Annotated in this window: 2 tRNA genes and 9 rRNA genes; all 11 read right to left on the bottom strand. The window is 49.7% G+C overall.

Annotated features, from left to right (window positions below):
- Window positions 1-24: 24 nt before the first annotated feature.
- Window positions 25-100, bottom strand: a tRNA-Ala gene (locus OCU87_RS15195).
- A 46-nt stretch (window positions 101-146) separates the two neighbouring features.
- A tRNA-Ile gene (locus tag OCU87_RS15200) sits at window positions 147-223 on the bottom strand.
- 76 nt (window positions 224-299) lie between these two features.
- Window positions 300-1,842, bottom strand: a 16S ribosomal RNA gene (locus OCU87_RS15205).
- 358 nt (window positions 1,843-2,200) lie between these two features.
- Window positions 2,201-2,316 (bottom strand): 5S ribosomal RNA (gene rrf, locus OCU87_RS15210).
- Between the two features lie 122 nt (window positions 2,317-2,438).
- Window positions 2,439-5,332: ribosomal RNA gene (locus OCU87_RS15215) — 23S ribosomal RNA — on the bottom strand.
- A 336-nt stretch (window positions 5,333-5,668) separates the two neighbouring features.
- Window positions 5,669-7,211 (bottom strand): 16S ribosomal RNA (locus OCU87_RS15220).
- A 427-nt stretch (window positions 7,212-7,638) separates the two neighbouring features.
- A 5S ribosomal RNA gene (gene rrf / locus OCU87_RS15225) occupies window positions 7,639-7,754 on the bottom strand.
- 122 nt (window positions 7,755-7,876) lie between these two features.
- Window positions 7,877-10,769: ribosomal RNA gene (locus OCU87_RS15230) — 23S ribosomal RNA — on the bottom strand.
- Window positions 10,770-11,105: 336 nt separating this feature from the next.
- Window positions 11,106-12,648: ribosomal RNA gene (locus tag OCU87_RS15235) — 16S ribosomal RNA — on the bottom strand.
- Between the two features lie 358 nt (window positions 12,649-13,006).
- Window positions 13,007-13,122 (bottom strand): 5S ribosomal RNA (rrf, locus tag OCU87_RS15240).
- Between the two features lie 122 nt (window positions 13,123-13,244).
- Window positions 13,245-16,138: ribosomal RNA gene (locus OCU87_RS15245) — 23S ribosomal RNA — on the bottom strand.
- The 16S, 23S and 5S rRNA genes sit together here with 2 tRNA genes alongside, the layout of an rRNA operon.
- Window positions 16,139-16,391: the final 253 nt, after the last annotated feature.

Raw genomic sequence — 16,391 nt, forward strand, 5'->3', positions numbered from 1 at the left:
ACTCTGTCGAATGTCTTTAGAAAGTGGTGGAGCTATGCGGGATCGAACCGCAGACCTCCTGCGTGCAAGGCAGGCGCTCTCCCAGCTGAGCTATAACCCCAACGTATAAAAAGACTGTTTACCGCCACTTTTTCTGGGAGAAAAAGTGGTGGGTCTGAGTGGACTTGAACCACCGACCTCACCCTTATCAGGGGTGCGCTCTAACCACCTGAGCTACAGACCCAAGTCTTTTTTGCGTTCTTTTACATTTTAACCAAGCAATCTGTGTGGACACTGCATCAAACAAGCAGTCTATCGTTTAAGGAGGTGATCCAGCCCCAGGTTCCCCTAGGGCTACCTTGTTACGACTTCACCCCAGTCATGAACCACACCGTGGTAAACGCCCTCCCGAAGGTTAAGCTATCTACTTCTGGTGCAGCCCACTCCCATGGTGTGACGGGCGGTGTGTACAAGGCCCGGGAACGTATTCACCGTGGCATTCTGATCCACGATTACTAGCGATTCCGACTTCATGGAGTCGAGTTGCAGACTCCAATCCGGACTACGACGTACTTTCTGGGATTCGCTCACCATCGCTGGTTGGCAGCCCTCTGTATACGCCATTGTAGCACGTGTGTAGCCCTACTCGTAAGGGCCATGATGACTTGACGTCGTCCCCACCTTCCTCCGGTTTATCACCGGCAGTCTCCCTGGAGTTCCCACCATTACGTGCTGGCAAACAAGGATAAGGGTTGCGCTCGTTGCGGGACTTAACCCAACATTTCACAACACGAGCTGACGACAGCCATGCAGCACCTGTCTCAGAGTTCCCGAAGGCACTAAGCTATCTCTAGCGAATTCTCTGGATGTCAAGAGTAGGTAAGGTTCTTCGCGTTGCATCGAATTAAACCACATGCTCCACCGCTTGTGCGGGCCCCCGTCAATTCATTTGAGTTTTAATCTTGCGACCGTACTCCCCAGGCGGTCTACTTAACGCGTTAGCTCCGAAAGCCAGGACTCAAGGTCCCAACCTCCAAGTAGACATCGTTTACGGCGTGGACTACCAGGGTATCTAATCCTGTTTGCTCCCCACGCTTTCGCATCTGAGCGTCAGTCTTTGTCCAGGGGGCCGCCTTCGCCACCGGTATTCCTTCAGATCTCTACGCATTTCACCGCTACACCTGAAATTCTACCCCCCTCTACAAGACTCTAGTCTGCCAGTTCAAAATGCTGTTCCGAGGTTGAGCCCCGGGCTTTCACATCTTGCTTAACAGACCGCCTGCATGCGCTTTACGCCCAGTAATTCCGATTAACGCTCGCACCCTCCGTATTACCGCGGCTGCTGGCACGGAGTTAGCCGGTGCTTCTTCTGTTGCTAACGTCAAACGGCAACGCTATTAACGTTACCGCCTTCCTCACAACTGAAAGTACTTTACAACCCGAAGGCCTTCTTCATACACGCGGCATGGCTGCATCAGGGTTTCCCCCATTGTGCAATATTCCCCACTGCTGCCTCCCGTAGGAGTCTGGACCGTGTCTCAGTTCCAGTGTGGCTGATCATCCTCTCAAACCAGCTAGGGATCGTCGCCTTGGTGAGCCATTACCCCACCAACTAGCTAATCCCACCTGGGCTAATCTTGACGCGAGAGGTCCGAAGATCCCCCTCTTTGGCCCGTAGGCATTATGCGGTATTAGCTATCGTTTCCAATAGTTATCCCCCACATCAAGGCATATTCCCAGGCATTACTCACCCGTCCGCCGCTCGTCAGCAAATTAGCAAGCTAATTCCTGTTACCGCTCGACTTGCATGTGTTAGGCCTGCCGCCAGCGTTCAATCTGAGCCATGATCAAACTCTTCAATTTAAAGTTTTTGATGGCTCAATGAATACTGATTGAATATCGATAACTAGAAGCTAGTCATGATATTCGAATTGACTGTGCCAAAGCTTAAGTAAACTTAAGTTTTGTATTGGTCACTCAGTTCATTGATGCCAAATTCATTGTTACTTAAAAAGTCACAATGAACAGTTTTGACTATTCATTTCACGAGTGCCCACACAGATTGCATGGTCAAATTGTTAAAGAGCTTTGCTTTCAGTGCCTTAACACTTAAGCAGGAGGCGTATAATACGCTTTCTACTTTGAAAGTCAACATAAAATTCTATGTAATTCACACAAAACATTATGTTGACTCGTCTCATCGAGACAAGTCGAAATTAAAGCCTGGCGATGACCTACTCTCACATGGGGAGACCCCACACTACCATCGGCGCTATTACGTTTCACTACTGAGTTCGGCATGGGATCAGGTGGGTCCATAATGCTATGGTCGCCAAGCAAATTCGGTTTATCTTACGCCGTCGGCGGAAGATACAATCTGGGAAAGTTAACTAGTTACAATATTCGTTCTTAACACGCATTCAAGCGTTATGGAGTCCGTAAAACCCCTTGGGTGTTGTATGGTTAAGCCTCACGGGCAATTAGTACAGGTTAGCTCAATGCCTCGCAGCACTTACACACCCTGCCTATCAACGTCGTAGTCTTCGACAACCCTTTAGAGACCTTAAAGGTCTAGAGATGACTCATCTTGAGGCTCGCTTCGCGCTTAGATGCTTTCAGCGCTTATCGATTCCGAACGTAGCTACCGGGCAATGCTATTGGCATAACAACCCGAACACCAGCGGTTCGTCCACTCCGGTCCTCTCGTACTAGGAGCAGCCCCTCTCAATCATCTAACGCCCACGGCAGATAGGGACCGAACTGTCTCACGACGTTCTAAACCCAGCTCGCGTACCACTTTAAATGGCGAACAGCCATACCCTTGGGACCGACTTCAGCCCCAGGATGTGATGAGCCGACATCGAGGTGCCAAACACCGCCGTCGATATGAACTCTTGGGCGGTATCAGCCTGTTATCCCCGGAGTACCTTTTATCCGTTGAGCGATGGCCCTTCCATTCAGAACCACCGGATCACTATGACCTGCTTTCGCACCTGCTCGAATTGTCATTCTCGCAGTCAAGCGGGCTTATGCCATTGCACTAACCTCACGATGTCCGACCGTGATTAGCCCACCTTCGTGCTCCTCCGTTACTCTTTGGGAGGAGACCGCCCCAGTCAAACTACCCACCAGGCACTGTCCGCACCCCCGATTAGGGGGCGACGTTAGAACATCAAGCATACAAGGGTGGTATTTCAAGATTGCCTCCACATCATCTAGCGACAATGCTTCAAAGGCTCCCACCTATCCTACACATGTAGGGTCAATGTTCAGTGCCAAGCTGTAGTAAAGGTTCACGGGGTCTTTCCGTCTAGCCGCGGGTACACAGCATCTTCACTGCGATTTCAATTTCACTGAGTCTCGGGTGGAGACAGCGTGGCCATCATTACGCCATTCGTGCAGGTCGGAACTTACCCGACAAGGAATTTCGCTACCTTAGGACCGTTATAGTTACGGCCGCCGTTTACCGGGGCTTCGATCAAGAGCTTCGACCGAAGTCTAACCCCATCAATTAACCTTCCGGCACCGGGCAGGCGTCACACCGTATACGTCATCTTTCGATTTTGCACAGTGCTGTGTTTTTAATAAACAGTTGCAGCCACCTGGTATCTGCGACTCCCAGCAGCTTAGAGAGCAAGTCTCATCACCGCGAGGAGCGTACCTTCTCCCGAAGTTACGGTACCATTTTGCCTAGTTCCTTCACCCGAGTTCTCTCAAGCGCCTTGGTATTCTCTACCTGATCACCTGTGTCGGTTTGGGGTACGATTGCTTATAACCTATCGCTTAGAGGCTTTTCCCGGAAGCATGGCATCAATGACTTCATCACCGTAGTGACTCGACATCGGGTCTCAGCCTTAAGATAGTCCGGATTTGCCTAAACTATCAGCCTACACCCTTGAACTTGGACGACCGTCGCCAAGCCCACCTAGCCTTCTCCGTCCCCCCATCGCAGTTATAAGCAGTACGGGAATATTAACCCGTTTCCCATCGACTACGCCTTTCGGCCTCGCCTTAGGGGTCGACTTACCCTGCCCCGATTAACGTTGGACAGGAACCCTTGATCTTCCGGCGAGGGAGTTTTTCACTCCCTTTATCGTTACTCATGTCAGCATTCGCACTTCTGATACCTCCAGCAGCCCTTACAGACCACCTTCAACGGCTTACAGAACGCTCCCCTACCCAATATGAACAAGTTCATATTGCCGCAGCTTCGGTGTATAGCTTAGCCCCGTTAAATCTTCCGCGCAGGCCGACTCGACCAGTGAGCTATTACGCTTTCTTTAAATGATGGCTGCTTCTAAGCCAACATCCTGGCTGTCTGAGCCTTCCCACATCGTTTCCCACTTAGCTATAACTTTGGGACCTTAGCTGGCGGTCTGGGTTGTTTCCCTCTCCACGACGGACGTTAGCACCCGCCGTGTGTCTCCCGGATAGTACTTACTGGTATTCGGAGTTTGCAAAGGGTTGGTAAGTCGGGATGACCCCCTAGCCTTAACAGTGCTCTACCCCCAGTAGTATTCGTCCGAGGCGCTACCTAAATAGCTTTCGGGGAGAACCAGCTATCTCCAGGTTTGATTGGCCTTTCACCCCTAGCCACAAGTCATCCGCTAATTTTTCAACATTAGTCGGTTCGGTCCTCCAGTAAGTGTTACCTCACCTTCAACCTGCCCATGGCTAGATCACCTGGTTTCGGGTCTAATCCTAGCAACTATGACGCCCAGTTAAGACTCGGTTTCCCTACGGCTCCCCTAAACGGTTAACCTTGCTACTAAAATTAAGTCGCTGACCCATTATACAAAAGGTACGCAGTCACCCAACAAGTGGGCTCCTACTGCTTGTACGTACACGGTTTCAGGTTCTATTTCACTCCCCTCACAGGGGTTCTTTTCGCCTTTCCCTCACGGTACTGGTTCACTATCGGTCAGTCAGGAGTATTTAGCCTTGGAGGATGGTCCCCCCATGTTCAAACAGGATATCACGTGTCCCGTCCTACTCGTTTTCACTAATAATGCGTTGTCGGTTACGGGGCTATCACCCTGTATCGCTGTGCTTTCCAGCACATTCACCTAACGCAAGACTGGCTTAAGGGCTAATCCGATTTCGCTCGCCGCTACTCTCGGAATCTCGGTTGATTTCTCTTCCTTCGGGTACTTAGATGTTTCAGTTCCCCGAGTTCGCCTCGTTACGCTATGTATTCACGTAACGATACGTGCTTATGCACGTGGGTTTCCCCATTCGGAAATCCCAGTCTCAAGTGATTTTTACTATCTAAACTGGGCTTATCGCAAGTTAATACGTCCTTCATCGCCTCTGACTGCCAAGGCATCCACCGTGTACGCTTAGTCACTTAACCATACAACCCCAAGAGGTCTGTATGTTCAAACAACCAAGGTTTTATCGTCACTCATTTCCGATCAAGAAAAATGAGGACATTGGTTTTTCGCCGGACTCTACACAAGACACTTGAATGTGTGTTGTTTTGAGAACTCGTTTTTATCATTAAAGATAAAAACTATTGTAATTGAATCTATTGATTCAATTTACTAGTCAGCTTTCCAGATTGTTAAAGAGCATAACGCAAAAAGCGTTAATCAATAACCGAAGTCATTCATTAGCGCTTTCGCTATTTCTAAAACTAATTTACCAAGCAATCTGTGTGGACACTGCATCAAACAAGCAGTCTATCGTTTAAGGAGGTGATCCAGCCCCAGGTTCCCCTAGGGCTACCTTGTTACGACTTCACCCCAGTCATGAACCACACCGTGGTAAACGCCCTCCCGAAGGTTAAGCTATCTACTTCTGGTGCAGCCCACTCCCATGGTGTGACGGGCGGTGTGTACAAGGCCCGGGAACGTATTCACCGTGGCATTCTGATCCACGATTACTAGCGATTCCGACTTCATGGAGTCGAGTTGCAGACTCCAATCCGGACTACGACGTACTTTCTGGGATTCGCTCACCATCGCTGGTTGGCAGCCCTCTGTATACGCCATTGTAGCACGTGTGTAGCCCTACTCGTAAGGGCCATGATGACTTGACGTCGTCCCCACCTTCCTCCGGTTTATCACCGGCAGTCTCCCTGGAGTTCCCACCATTACGTGCTGGCAAACAAGGATAAGGGTTGCGCTCGTTGCGGGACTTAACCCAACATTTCACAACACGAGCTGACGACAGCCATGCAGCACCTGTCTCAGAGTTCCCGAAGGCACTAAGCTATCTCTAGCGAATTCTCTGGATGTCAAGAGTAGGTAAGGTTCTTCGCGTTGCATCGAATTAAACCACATGCTCCACCGCTTGTGCGGGCCCCCGTCAATTCATTTGAGTTTTAATCTTGCGACCGTACTCCCCAGGCGGTCTACTTAACGCGTTAGCTCCGAAAGCCAGGACTCAAGGTCCCAACCTCCAAGTAGACATCGTTTACGGCGTGGACTACCAGGGTATCTAATCCTGTTTGCTCCCCACGCTTTCGCATCTGAGCGTCAGTCTTTGTCCAGGGGGCCGCCTTCGCCACCGGTATTCCTTCAGATCTCTACGCATTTCACCGCTACACCTGAAATTCTACCCCCCTCTACAAGACTCTAGTCTGCCAGTTCAAAATGCTGTTCCGAGGTTGAGCCCCGGGCTTTCACATCTTGCTTAACAGACCGCCTGCATGCGCTTTACGCCCAGTAATTCCGATTAACGCTCGCACCCTCCGTATTACCGCGGCTGCTGGCACGGAGTTAGCCGGTGCTTCTTCTGTTGCTAACGTCAAACGGCAACGCTATTAACGTTACCGCCTTCCTCACAACTGAAAGTACTTTACAACCCGAAGGCCTTCTTCATACACGCGGCATGGCTGCATCAGGGTTTCCCCCATTGTGCAATATTCCCCACTGCTGCCTCCCGTAGGAGTCTGGACCGTGTCTCAGTTCCAGTGTGGCTGATCATCCTCTCAAACCAGCTAGGGATCGTCGCCTTGGTGAGCCATTACCCCACCAACTAGCTAATCCCACCTGGGCTAATCTTGACGCGAGAGGTCCGAAGATCCCCCTCTTTGGCCCGTAGGCATTATGCGGTATTAGCTATCGTTTCCAATAGTTATCCCCCACATCAAGGCATATTCCCAGGCATTACTCACCCGTCCGCCGCTCGTCAGCAAATTAGCAAGCTAATTCCTGTTACCGCTCGACTTGCATGTGTTAGGCCTGCCGCCAGCGTTCAATCTGAGCCATGATCAAACTCTTCAATTTAAAGTTTTTGATGGCTCAATGAATACTGATTGAATATCGATAACTAGAAGCTAGTCATGATATTCGAATTGACTGTGCCAAAGCTTAAGTAAACTTAAGTTTTGTATTGGTCACTCAGTTCATTGATGCCAAATTCATTGTTACTTAAAAAGTCACAATGAACAGTTTTGACTATTCATTTCACGAGTGCCCACACAGATTGCATGGTCAAATTGTTAAAGAACGTTGACTTTCAATACCTTAGCGTTGAACGCTTCAGCAAGTCAGGACGCGTATAATACGCTTCTCAACTTTTAAGTCAAGATAAAACTTTCATCTTTTTAATCATTCGATTAAAACATAAAAACCTTATATTGACTCCGCTCACACCGCTTGATGCTAGAGCGAAATAAAAGCCCGTTGTTGCCAACGGGCTCTCAAAATTGAAGCCTGGCGATGACCTACTCTCACATGGGGAGACCCCACACTACCATCGGCGCTATTACGTTTCACTACTGAGTTCGGCATGGGATCAGGTGGGTCCATAATGCTATGGTCGCCAAGCAAATTCGGTTTATCTTACGCCGTAGCGGAAGATACAATCTGGGAAAATCTAACTAGTTACAATATTCGTTCTTAACACGCATTCAAGCGTTATGGAGTCCGTAAAACCCCTTGGGTGTTGTATGGTTAAGCCTCACGGGCAATTAGTACAGGTTAGCTCAATGCCTCGCAGCACTTACACACCCTGCCTATCAACGTCGTAGTCTTCGACAACCCTTTAGAGACCTTAAAGGTCTAGAGATGACTCATCTTGAGGCTCGCTTCGCGCTTAGATGCTTTCAGCGCTTATCGATTCCGAACGTAGCTACCGGGCAATGCTATTGGCATAACAACCCGAACACCAGCGGTTCGTCCACTCCGGTCCTCTCGTACTAGGAGCAGCCCCTCTCAATCATCTAACGCCCACGGCAGATAGGGACCGAACTGTCTCACGACGTTCTAAACCCAGCTCGCGTACCACTTTAAATGGCGAACAGCCATACCCTTGGGACCGACTTCAGCCCCAGGATGTGATGAGCCGACATCGAGGTGCCAAACACCGCCGTCGATATGAACTCTTGGGCGGTATCAGCCTGTTATCCCCGGAGTACCTTTTATCCGTTGAGCGATGGCCCTTCCATTCAGAACCACCGGATCACTATGACCTGCTTTCGCACCTGCTCGAATTGTCATTCTCGCAGTCAAGCGGGCTTATGCCATTGCACTAACCTCACGATGTCCGACCGTGATTAGCCCACCTTCGTGCTCCTCCGTTACTCTTTGGGAGGAGACCGCCCCAGTCAAACTACCCACCAGGCACTGTCCGCACCCCCGATTAGGGGGCGACGTTAGAACATCAAGCATACAAGGGTGGTATTTCAAGATTGCCTCCACATCATCTAGCGACAATGCTTCAAAGGCTCCCACCTATCCTACACATGTAGGGTCAATGTTCAGTGCCAAGCTGTAGTAAAGGTTCACGGGGTCTTTCCGTCTAGCCGCGGGTACACAGCATCTTCACTGCGATTTCAATTTCACTGAGTCTCGGGTGGAGACAGCGTGGCCATCATTACGCCATTCGTGCAGGTCGGAACTTACCCGACAAGGAATTTCGCTACCTTAGGACCGTTATAGTTACGGCCGCCGTTTACCGGGGCTTCGATCAAGAGCTTCGACCGAAGTCTAACCCCATCAATTAACCTTCCGGCACCGGGCAGGCGTCACACCGTATACGTCATCTTTCGATTTTGCACAGTGCTGTGTTTTTAATAAACAGTTGCAGCCACCTGGTATCTGCGACTCCCAGCAGCTTAGAGAGCAAGTCTCATCACCGCGAGGAGCGTACCTTCTCCCGAAGTTACGGTACCATTTTGCCTAGTTCCTTCACCCGAGTTCTCTCAAGCGCCTTGGTATTCTCTACCTGATCACCTGTGTCGGTTTGGGGTACGATTGCTTATAACCTATCGCTTAGAGGCTTTTCCCGGAAGCATGGCATCAATGACTTCATCACCGTAGTGACTCGACATCGGGTCTCAGCCTTAAGATAGTCCGGATTTGCCTAAACTATCAGCCTACACCCTTGAACTTGGACGACCGTCGCCAAGCCCACCTAGCCTTCTCCGTCCCCCCATCGCAGTTATAAGCAGTACGGGAATATTAACCCGTTTCCCATCGACTACGCCTTTCGGCCTCGCCTTAGGGGTCGACTTACCCTGCCCCGATTAACGTTGGACAGGAACCCTTGATCTTCCGGCGAGGGAGTTTTTCACTCCCTTTATCGTTACTCATGTCAGCATTCGCACTTCTGATACCTCCAGCAGCCCTTACAGACCACCTTCAACGGCTTACAGAACGCTCCCCTACCCAATATGAACAAGTCATATTGCCGCAGCTTCGGTGTATAGCTTAGCCCCGTTAAATCTTCCGCGCAGGCCGACTCGACCAGTGAGCTATTACGCTTTCTTTAAATGATGGCTGCTTCTAAGCCAACATCCTGGCTGTCTGAGCCTTCCCACATCGTTTCCCACTTAGCTATAACTTTGGGACCTTAGCTGGCGGTCTGGGTTGTTTCCCTCTCCACGACGGACGTTAGCACCCGCCGTGTGTCTCCCGGATAGTACTTACTGGTATTCGGAGTTTGCAAAGGGTTGGTAAGTCGGGATGACCCCCTAGCCTTAACAGTGCTCTACCCCCAGTAGTATTCGTCCGAGGCGCTACCTAAATAGCTTTCGGGGAGAACCAGCTATCTCCAGGTTTGATTGGCCTTTCACCCCTAGCCACAAGTCATCCGCTAATTTTTCAACATTAGTCGGTTCGGTCCTCCAGTAAGTGTTACCTCACCTTCAACCTGCCCATGGCTAGATCACCTGGTTTCGGGTCTAATCCTAGCAACTATGACGCCCAGTTAAGACTCGGTTTCCCTACGGCTCCCCTAAACGGTTAACCTTGCTACTAAAATTAAGTCGCTGACCCATTATACAAAAGGTACGCAGTCACCCAACAAGTGGGCTCCTACTGCTTGTACGTACACGGTTTCAGGTTCTATTTCACTCCCCTCACAGGGGTTCTTTTCGCCTTTCCCTCACGGTACTGGTTCACTATCGGTCAGTCAGGAGTATTTAGCCTTGGAGGATGGTCCCCCCATGTTCAAACAGGATATCACGTGTCCCGTCCTACTCGTTTTCACTAATAATGCGTTGTCGGTTACGGGGCTATCACCCTGTATCGCTGTGCTTTCCAGCACATTCACCTAACGCAAGACTGGCTTAAGGGCTAATCCGATTTCGCTCGCCGCTACTCTCGGAATCTCGGTTGATTTCTCTTCCTTCGGGTACTTAGATGTTTCAGTTCCCCGAGTTCGCCTCGTTACGCTATGTATTCACGTAACGATACGTGCTTATGCACGTGGGTTTCCCCATTCGGAAATCCCAGTCTCAAGTGATTTTTACTATCTAAACTGGGCTTATCGCAAGTTAATACGTCCTTCATCGCCTCTGACTGCCAAGGCATCCACCGTGTACGCTTAGTCACTTAACCATACAACCCCAAGAGGTCTGTATGTTCAAACAACCAAGGTTTTATCGTCACTCATTTCCGATCAAGAAAAATGAGGACATTGGTTTTTCGCCGGACTCTACACAAGACACTTGAATGTGTGTTGTTTTGAGAACTCGTTTTTATCATTAAAGATAAAAACTATTGTAATTGAATCTATTGATTCAATTTACTAGTCAGCTTTCCAGATTGTTAAAGAGCATAACGCAAAAAGCGTTAATCAATAACCGAAGTCATTCATTAGCGCTTTCGCTATTTCTAAAACTAATTTACCAAGCAATCTGTGTGGACACTGCATCAAACAAGCAGTCTATCGTTTAAGGAGGTGATCCAGCCCCAGGTTCCCCTAGGGCTACCTTGTTACGACTTCACCCCAGTCATGAACCACACCGTGGTAAACGCCCTCCCGAAGGTTAAGCTATCTACTTCTGGTGCAGCCCACTCCCATGGTGTGACGGGCGGTGTGTACAAGGCCCGGGAACGTATTCACCGTGGCATTCTGATCCACGATTACTAGCGATTCCGACTTCATGGAGTCGAGTTGCAGACTCCAATCCGGACTACGACGTACTTTCTGGGATTCGCTCACCATCGCTGGTTGGCAGCCCTCTGTATACGCCATTGTAGCACGTGTGTAGCCCTACTCGTAAGGGCCATGATGACTTGACGTCGTCCCCACCTTCCTCCGGTTTATCACCGGCAGTCTCCCTGGAGTTCCCACCATTACGTGCTGGCAAACAAGGATAAGGGTTGCGCTCGTTGCGGGACTTAACCCAACATTTCACAACACGAGCTGACGACAGCCATGCAGCACCTGTCTCAGAGTTCCCGAAGGCACTAAGCTATCTCTAGCGAATTCTCTGGATGTCAAGAGTAGGTAAGGTTCTTCGCGTTGCATCGAATTAAACCACATGCTCCACCGCTTGTGCGGGCCCCCGTCAATTCATTTGAGTTTTAATCTTGCGACCGTACTCCCCAGGCGGTCTACTTAACGCGTTAGCTCCGAAAGCCAGGACTCAAGGTCCCAACCTCCAAGTAGACATCGTTTACGGCGTGGACTACCAGGGTATCTAATCCTGTTTGCTCCCCACGCTTTCGCATCTGAGCGTCAGTCTTTGTCCAGGGGGCCGCCTTCGCCACCGGTATTCCTTCAGATCTCTACGCATTTCACCGCTACACCTGAAATTCTACCCCCCTCTACAAGACTCTAGTCTGCCAGTTCAAAATGCTGTTCCGAGGTTGAGCCCCGGGCTTTCACATCTTGCTTAACAGACCGCCTGCATGCGCTTTACGCCCAGTAATTCCGATTAACGCTCGCACCCTCCGTATTACCGCGGCTGCTGGCACGGAGTTAGCCGGTGCTTCTTCTGTTGCTAACGTCAAACGGCAACGCTATTAACGTTACCGCCTTCCTCACAACTGAAAGTACTTTACAACCCGAAGGCCTTCTTCATACACGCGGCATGGCTGCATCAGGGTTTCCCCCATTGTGCAATATTCCCCACTGCTGCCTCCCGTAGGAGTCTGGACCGTGTCTCAGTTCCAGTGTGGCTGATCATCCTCTCAAACCAGCTAGGGATCGTCGCCTTGGTGAGCCATTACCCCACCAACTAGCTAATCCCACCTGGGCTAATCTTGACGCGAGAGGTCCGAAGATCCCCCTCTTTGGCCCGTAGGCATTATGCGGTATTAGCTATCGTTTCCAATAGTTATCCCCCACATCAAGGCATATTCCCAGGCATTACTCACCCGTCCGCCGCTCGTCAGCAAATTAGCAAGCTAATTCCTGTTACCGCTCGACTTGCATGTGTTAGGCCTGCCGCCAGCGTTCAATCTGAGCCATGATCAAACTCTTCAATTTAAAGTTTTTGATGGCTCAATGAATACTGATTGAATATCGATAACTAGAAGCTAGTCATGATATTCGAATTGACTGTGCCAAATCTTAAGTAAACTTAAGTTTTGTATTGGTCACTCAGTTCATTGATGCCAAGTTCATTGTTACTTAAAAAGTCACAATGAACAGTTTTGACTATTCATTTCACGAGTGCCCACACAGATTGCATGGTCAAATTGTTAAAGAGCTTTGCTTTCAGTGCCTTAACACTTAAGCAGGAGGCGTATAATACGCTTTCTACTTTGAAAGTCAACATAAAATTCTATGTAATTCACACAAAACATTATGTTGACTCGTCTCATCGAGACAAGTCGAAATTAAAGCCTGGCGATGACCTACTCTCACATGGGGAGACCCCACACTACCATCGGCGCTATTACGTTTCACTACTGAGTTCGGCATGGGATCAGGTGGGTCCATAATGCTATGGTCGCCAAGCAAATTCGGTTTATCTTACGCCGTCGGCGGAAGATACAATCTGGGAAAGTTAACTAGTTACAATATTCGTTCTTAACACGCATTCAAGCGTTATGGAGTCCGTAAAACCCCTTGGGTGTTGTATGGTTAAGCCTCACGGGCAATTAGTACAGGTTAGCTCAATGCCTCGCAGCACTTACACACCCTGCCTATCAACGTCGTAGTCTTCGACAACCCTTTAGAGACCTTAAAGGTCTAGAGATGACTCATCTTGAGGCTCGCTTCGCGCTTAGATGCTTTCAGCGCTTATCGATTCCGAACGTAGCTACCGGGCAATGCTATTGGCATAACAACCCGAACACCAGCGGTTCGTCCACTCCGGTCCTCTCGTACTAGGAGCAGCCCCTCTCAATCATCTAACGCCCACGGCAGATAGGGACCGAACTGTCTCACGACGTTCTAAACCCAGCTCGCGTACCACTTTAAATGGCGAACAGCCATACCCTTGGGACCGACTTCAGCCCCAGGATGTGATGAGCCGACATCGAGGTGCCAAACACCGCCGTCGATATGAACTCTTGGGCGGTATCAGCCTGTTATCCCCGGAGTACCTTTTATCCGTTGAGCGATGGCCCTTCCATTCAGAACCACCGGATCACTATGACCTGCTTTCGCACCTGCTCGAATTGTCATTCTCGCAGTCAAGCGGGCTTATGCCATTGCACTAACCTCACGATGTCCGACCGTGATTAGCCCACCTTCGTGCTCCTCCGTTACTCTTTGGGAGGAGACCGCCCCAGTCAAACTACCCACCAGGCACTGTCCGCACCCCCGATTAGGGGGCGACGTTAGAACATCAAGCATACAAGGGTGGTATTTCAAGATTGCCTCCACATCATCTAGCGACAATGCTTCAAAGGCTCCCACCTATCCTACACATGTAGGGTCAATGTTCAGTGCCAAGCTGTAGTAAAGGTTCACGGGGTCTTTCCGTCTAGCCGCGGGTACACAGCATCTTCACTGCGATTTCAATTTCACTGAGTCTCGGGTGGAGACAGCGTGGCCATCATTACGCCATTCGTGCAGGTCGGAACTTACCCGACAAGGAATTTCGCTACCTTAGGACCGTTATAGTTACGGCCGCCGTTTACCGGGGCTTCGATCAAGAGCTTCGACCGAAGTCTAACCCCATCAATTAACCTTCCGGCACCGGGCAGGCGTCACACCGTATACGTCATCTTTCGATTTTGCACAGTGCTGTGTTTTTAATAAACAGTTGCAGCCACCTGGTATCTGCGACTCCCAGCAGCTTAGAGAGCAAGTCTCATCACCGCGAGGAGCGTACCTTCTCCCGAAGTTACGGTACCATTTTGCCTAGTTCCTTCACCCGAGTTCTCTCAAGCGCCTTGGTATTCTCTACCTGATCACCTGTGTCGGTTTGGGGTACGATTGCTTATAACCTATCGCTTAGAGGCTTTTCCCGGAAGCATGGCATCAATGACTTCATCACCGTAGTGACTCGACATCGGGTCTCAGCCTTAAGATAGTCCGGATTTGCCTAAACTATCAGCCTACACCCTTGAACTTGGACGACCGTCGCCAAGCCCACCTAGCCTTCTCCGTCCCCCCATCGCAGTTATAAGCAGTACGGGAATATTAACCCGTTTCCCATCGACTACGCCTTTCGGCCTCGCCTTAGGGGTCGACTTACCCTGCCCCGATTAACGTTGGACAGGAACCCTTGATCTTCCGGCGAGGGAGTTTTTCACTCCCTTTATCGTTACTCATGTCAGCATTCGCACTTCTGATACCTCCAGCAACCCTTACAGATCACCTTCAACGGCTTACAGAACGCTCCCCTACCCAATATGAACAAGTTCATATTGCCGCAGCTTCGGTGTATAGCTTAGCCCCGTTAAATCTTCCGCGCAGGCCGACTCGACCAGTGAGCTATTACGCTTTCTTTAAATGATGGCTGCTTCTAAGCCAACATCCTGGCTGTCTGAGCCTTCCCACATCGTTTCCCACTTAGCTATAACTTTGGGACCTTAGCTGGCGGTCTGGGTTGTTTCCCTCTCCACGACGGACGTTAGCACCCGCCGTGTGTCTCCCGGATAGTACTTACTGGTATTCGGAGTTTGCAAAGGGTTGGTAAGTCGGGATGACCCCCTAGCCTTAACAGTGCTCTACCCCCAGTAGTATTCGTCCGAGGCGCTACCTAAATAGCTTTCGGGGAGAACCAGCTATCTCCAGGTTTGATTGGCCTTTCACCCCTAGCCACAAGTCATCCGCTAATTTTTCAACATTAGTCGGTTCGGTCCTCCAGTAAGTGTTACCTCACCTTCAACCTGCCCATGGCTAGATCACCTGGTTTCGGGTCTAATCCTAGCAACTATGACGCCCAGTTAAGACTCGGTTTCCCTACGGCTCCCCTAAACGGTTAACCTTGCTACTAAAATTAAGTCGCTGACCCATTATACAAAAGGTACGCAGTCACCCAACAAGTGGGCTCCTACTGCTTGTACGTACACGGTTTCAGGTTCTATTTCACTCCCCTCACAGGGGTTCTTTTCGCCTTTCCCTCACGGTACTGGTTCACTATCGGTCAGTCAGGAGTATTTAGCCTTGGAGGATGGTCCCCCCATGTTCAAACAGGATATCACGTGTCCCGTCCTACTCGTTTTCACTAATAATGCGTTGTCGGTTACGGGGCTATCACCCTGTATCGCTGTGCTTTCCAGCACATTCACCTAACGCAAGACTGGCTTAAGGGCTAATCCGATTTCGCTCGCCGCTACTCTCGGAATCTCGGTTGATTTCTCTTCCTTCGGGTACTTAGATGTTTCAGTTCCCCGAGTTCGCCTCGTTACGCTATGTATTCACGTAACGATACGTGCTTATGCACGTGGGTTTCCCCATTCGGAAATCCCAGTCTCAAGTGATTTTTACTATCTAAACTGGGCTTATCGCAAGTTAATACGTCCTTCATCGCCTCTGACTGCCAAGGCATCCACCGTGTACGCTTAGTCACTTAACCATACAACCCCAAGAGGTCTGTATGTTCAAACAACCAAGGTTTATCGTCACTCATTTCCGATCAAGAAAAATGAGGACATTGGTTTTTCGCCGGACTCTACACAAGACACTTGAATGTGTGTTGTTTTGAGAACTCGTTTTTATCATTAAAGATAAAAACTATTGTAATTGAATCTATTGATTCAATTTACTAGTCAGCTTTCCAGATTGTTAAAGAGCATAACGCAAAAAGCGTTAATCAATAACCGAAGTCA

The sequence above is a fragment of the Photobacterium sanguinicancri genome (assembly GCF_024346675.1).
Lineage (GTDB): Bacteria > Pseudomonadota > Gammaproteobacteria > Enterobacterales > Vibrionaceae > Photobacterium > Photobacterium sanguinicancri.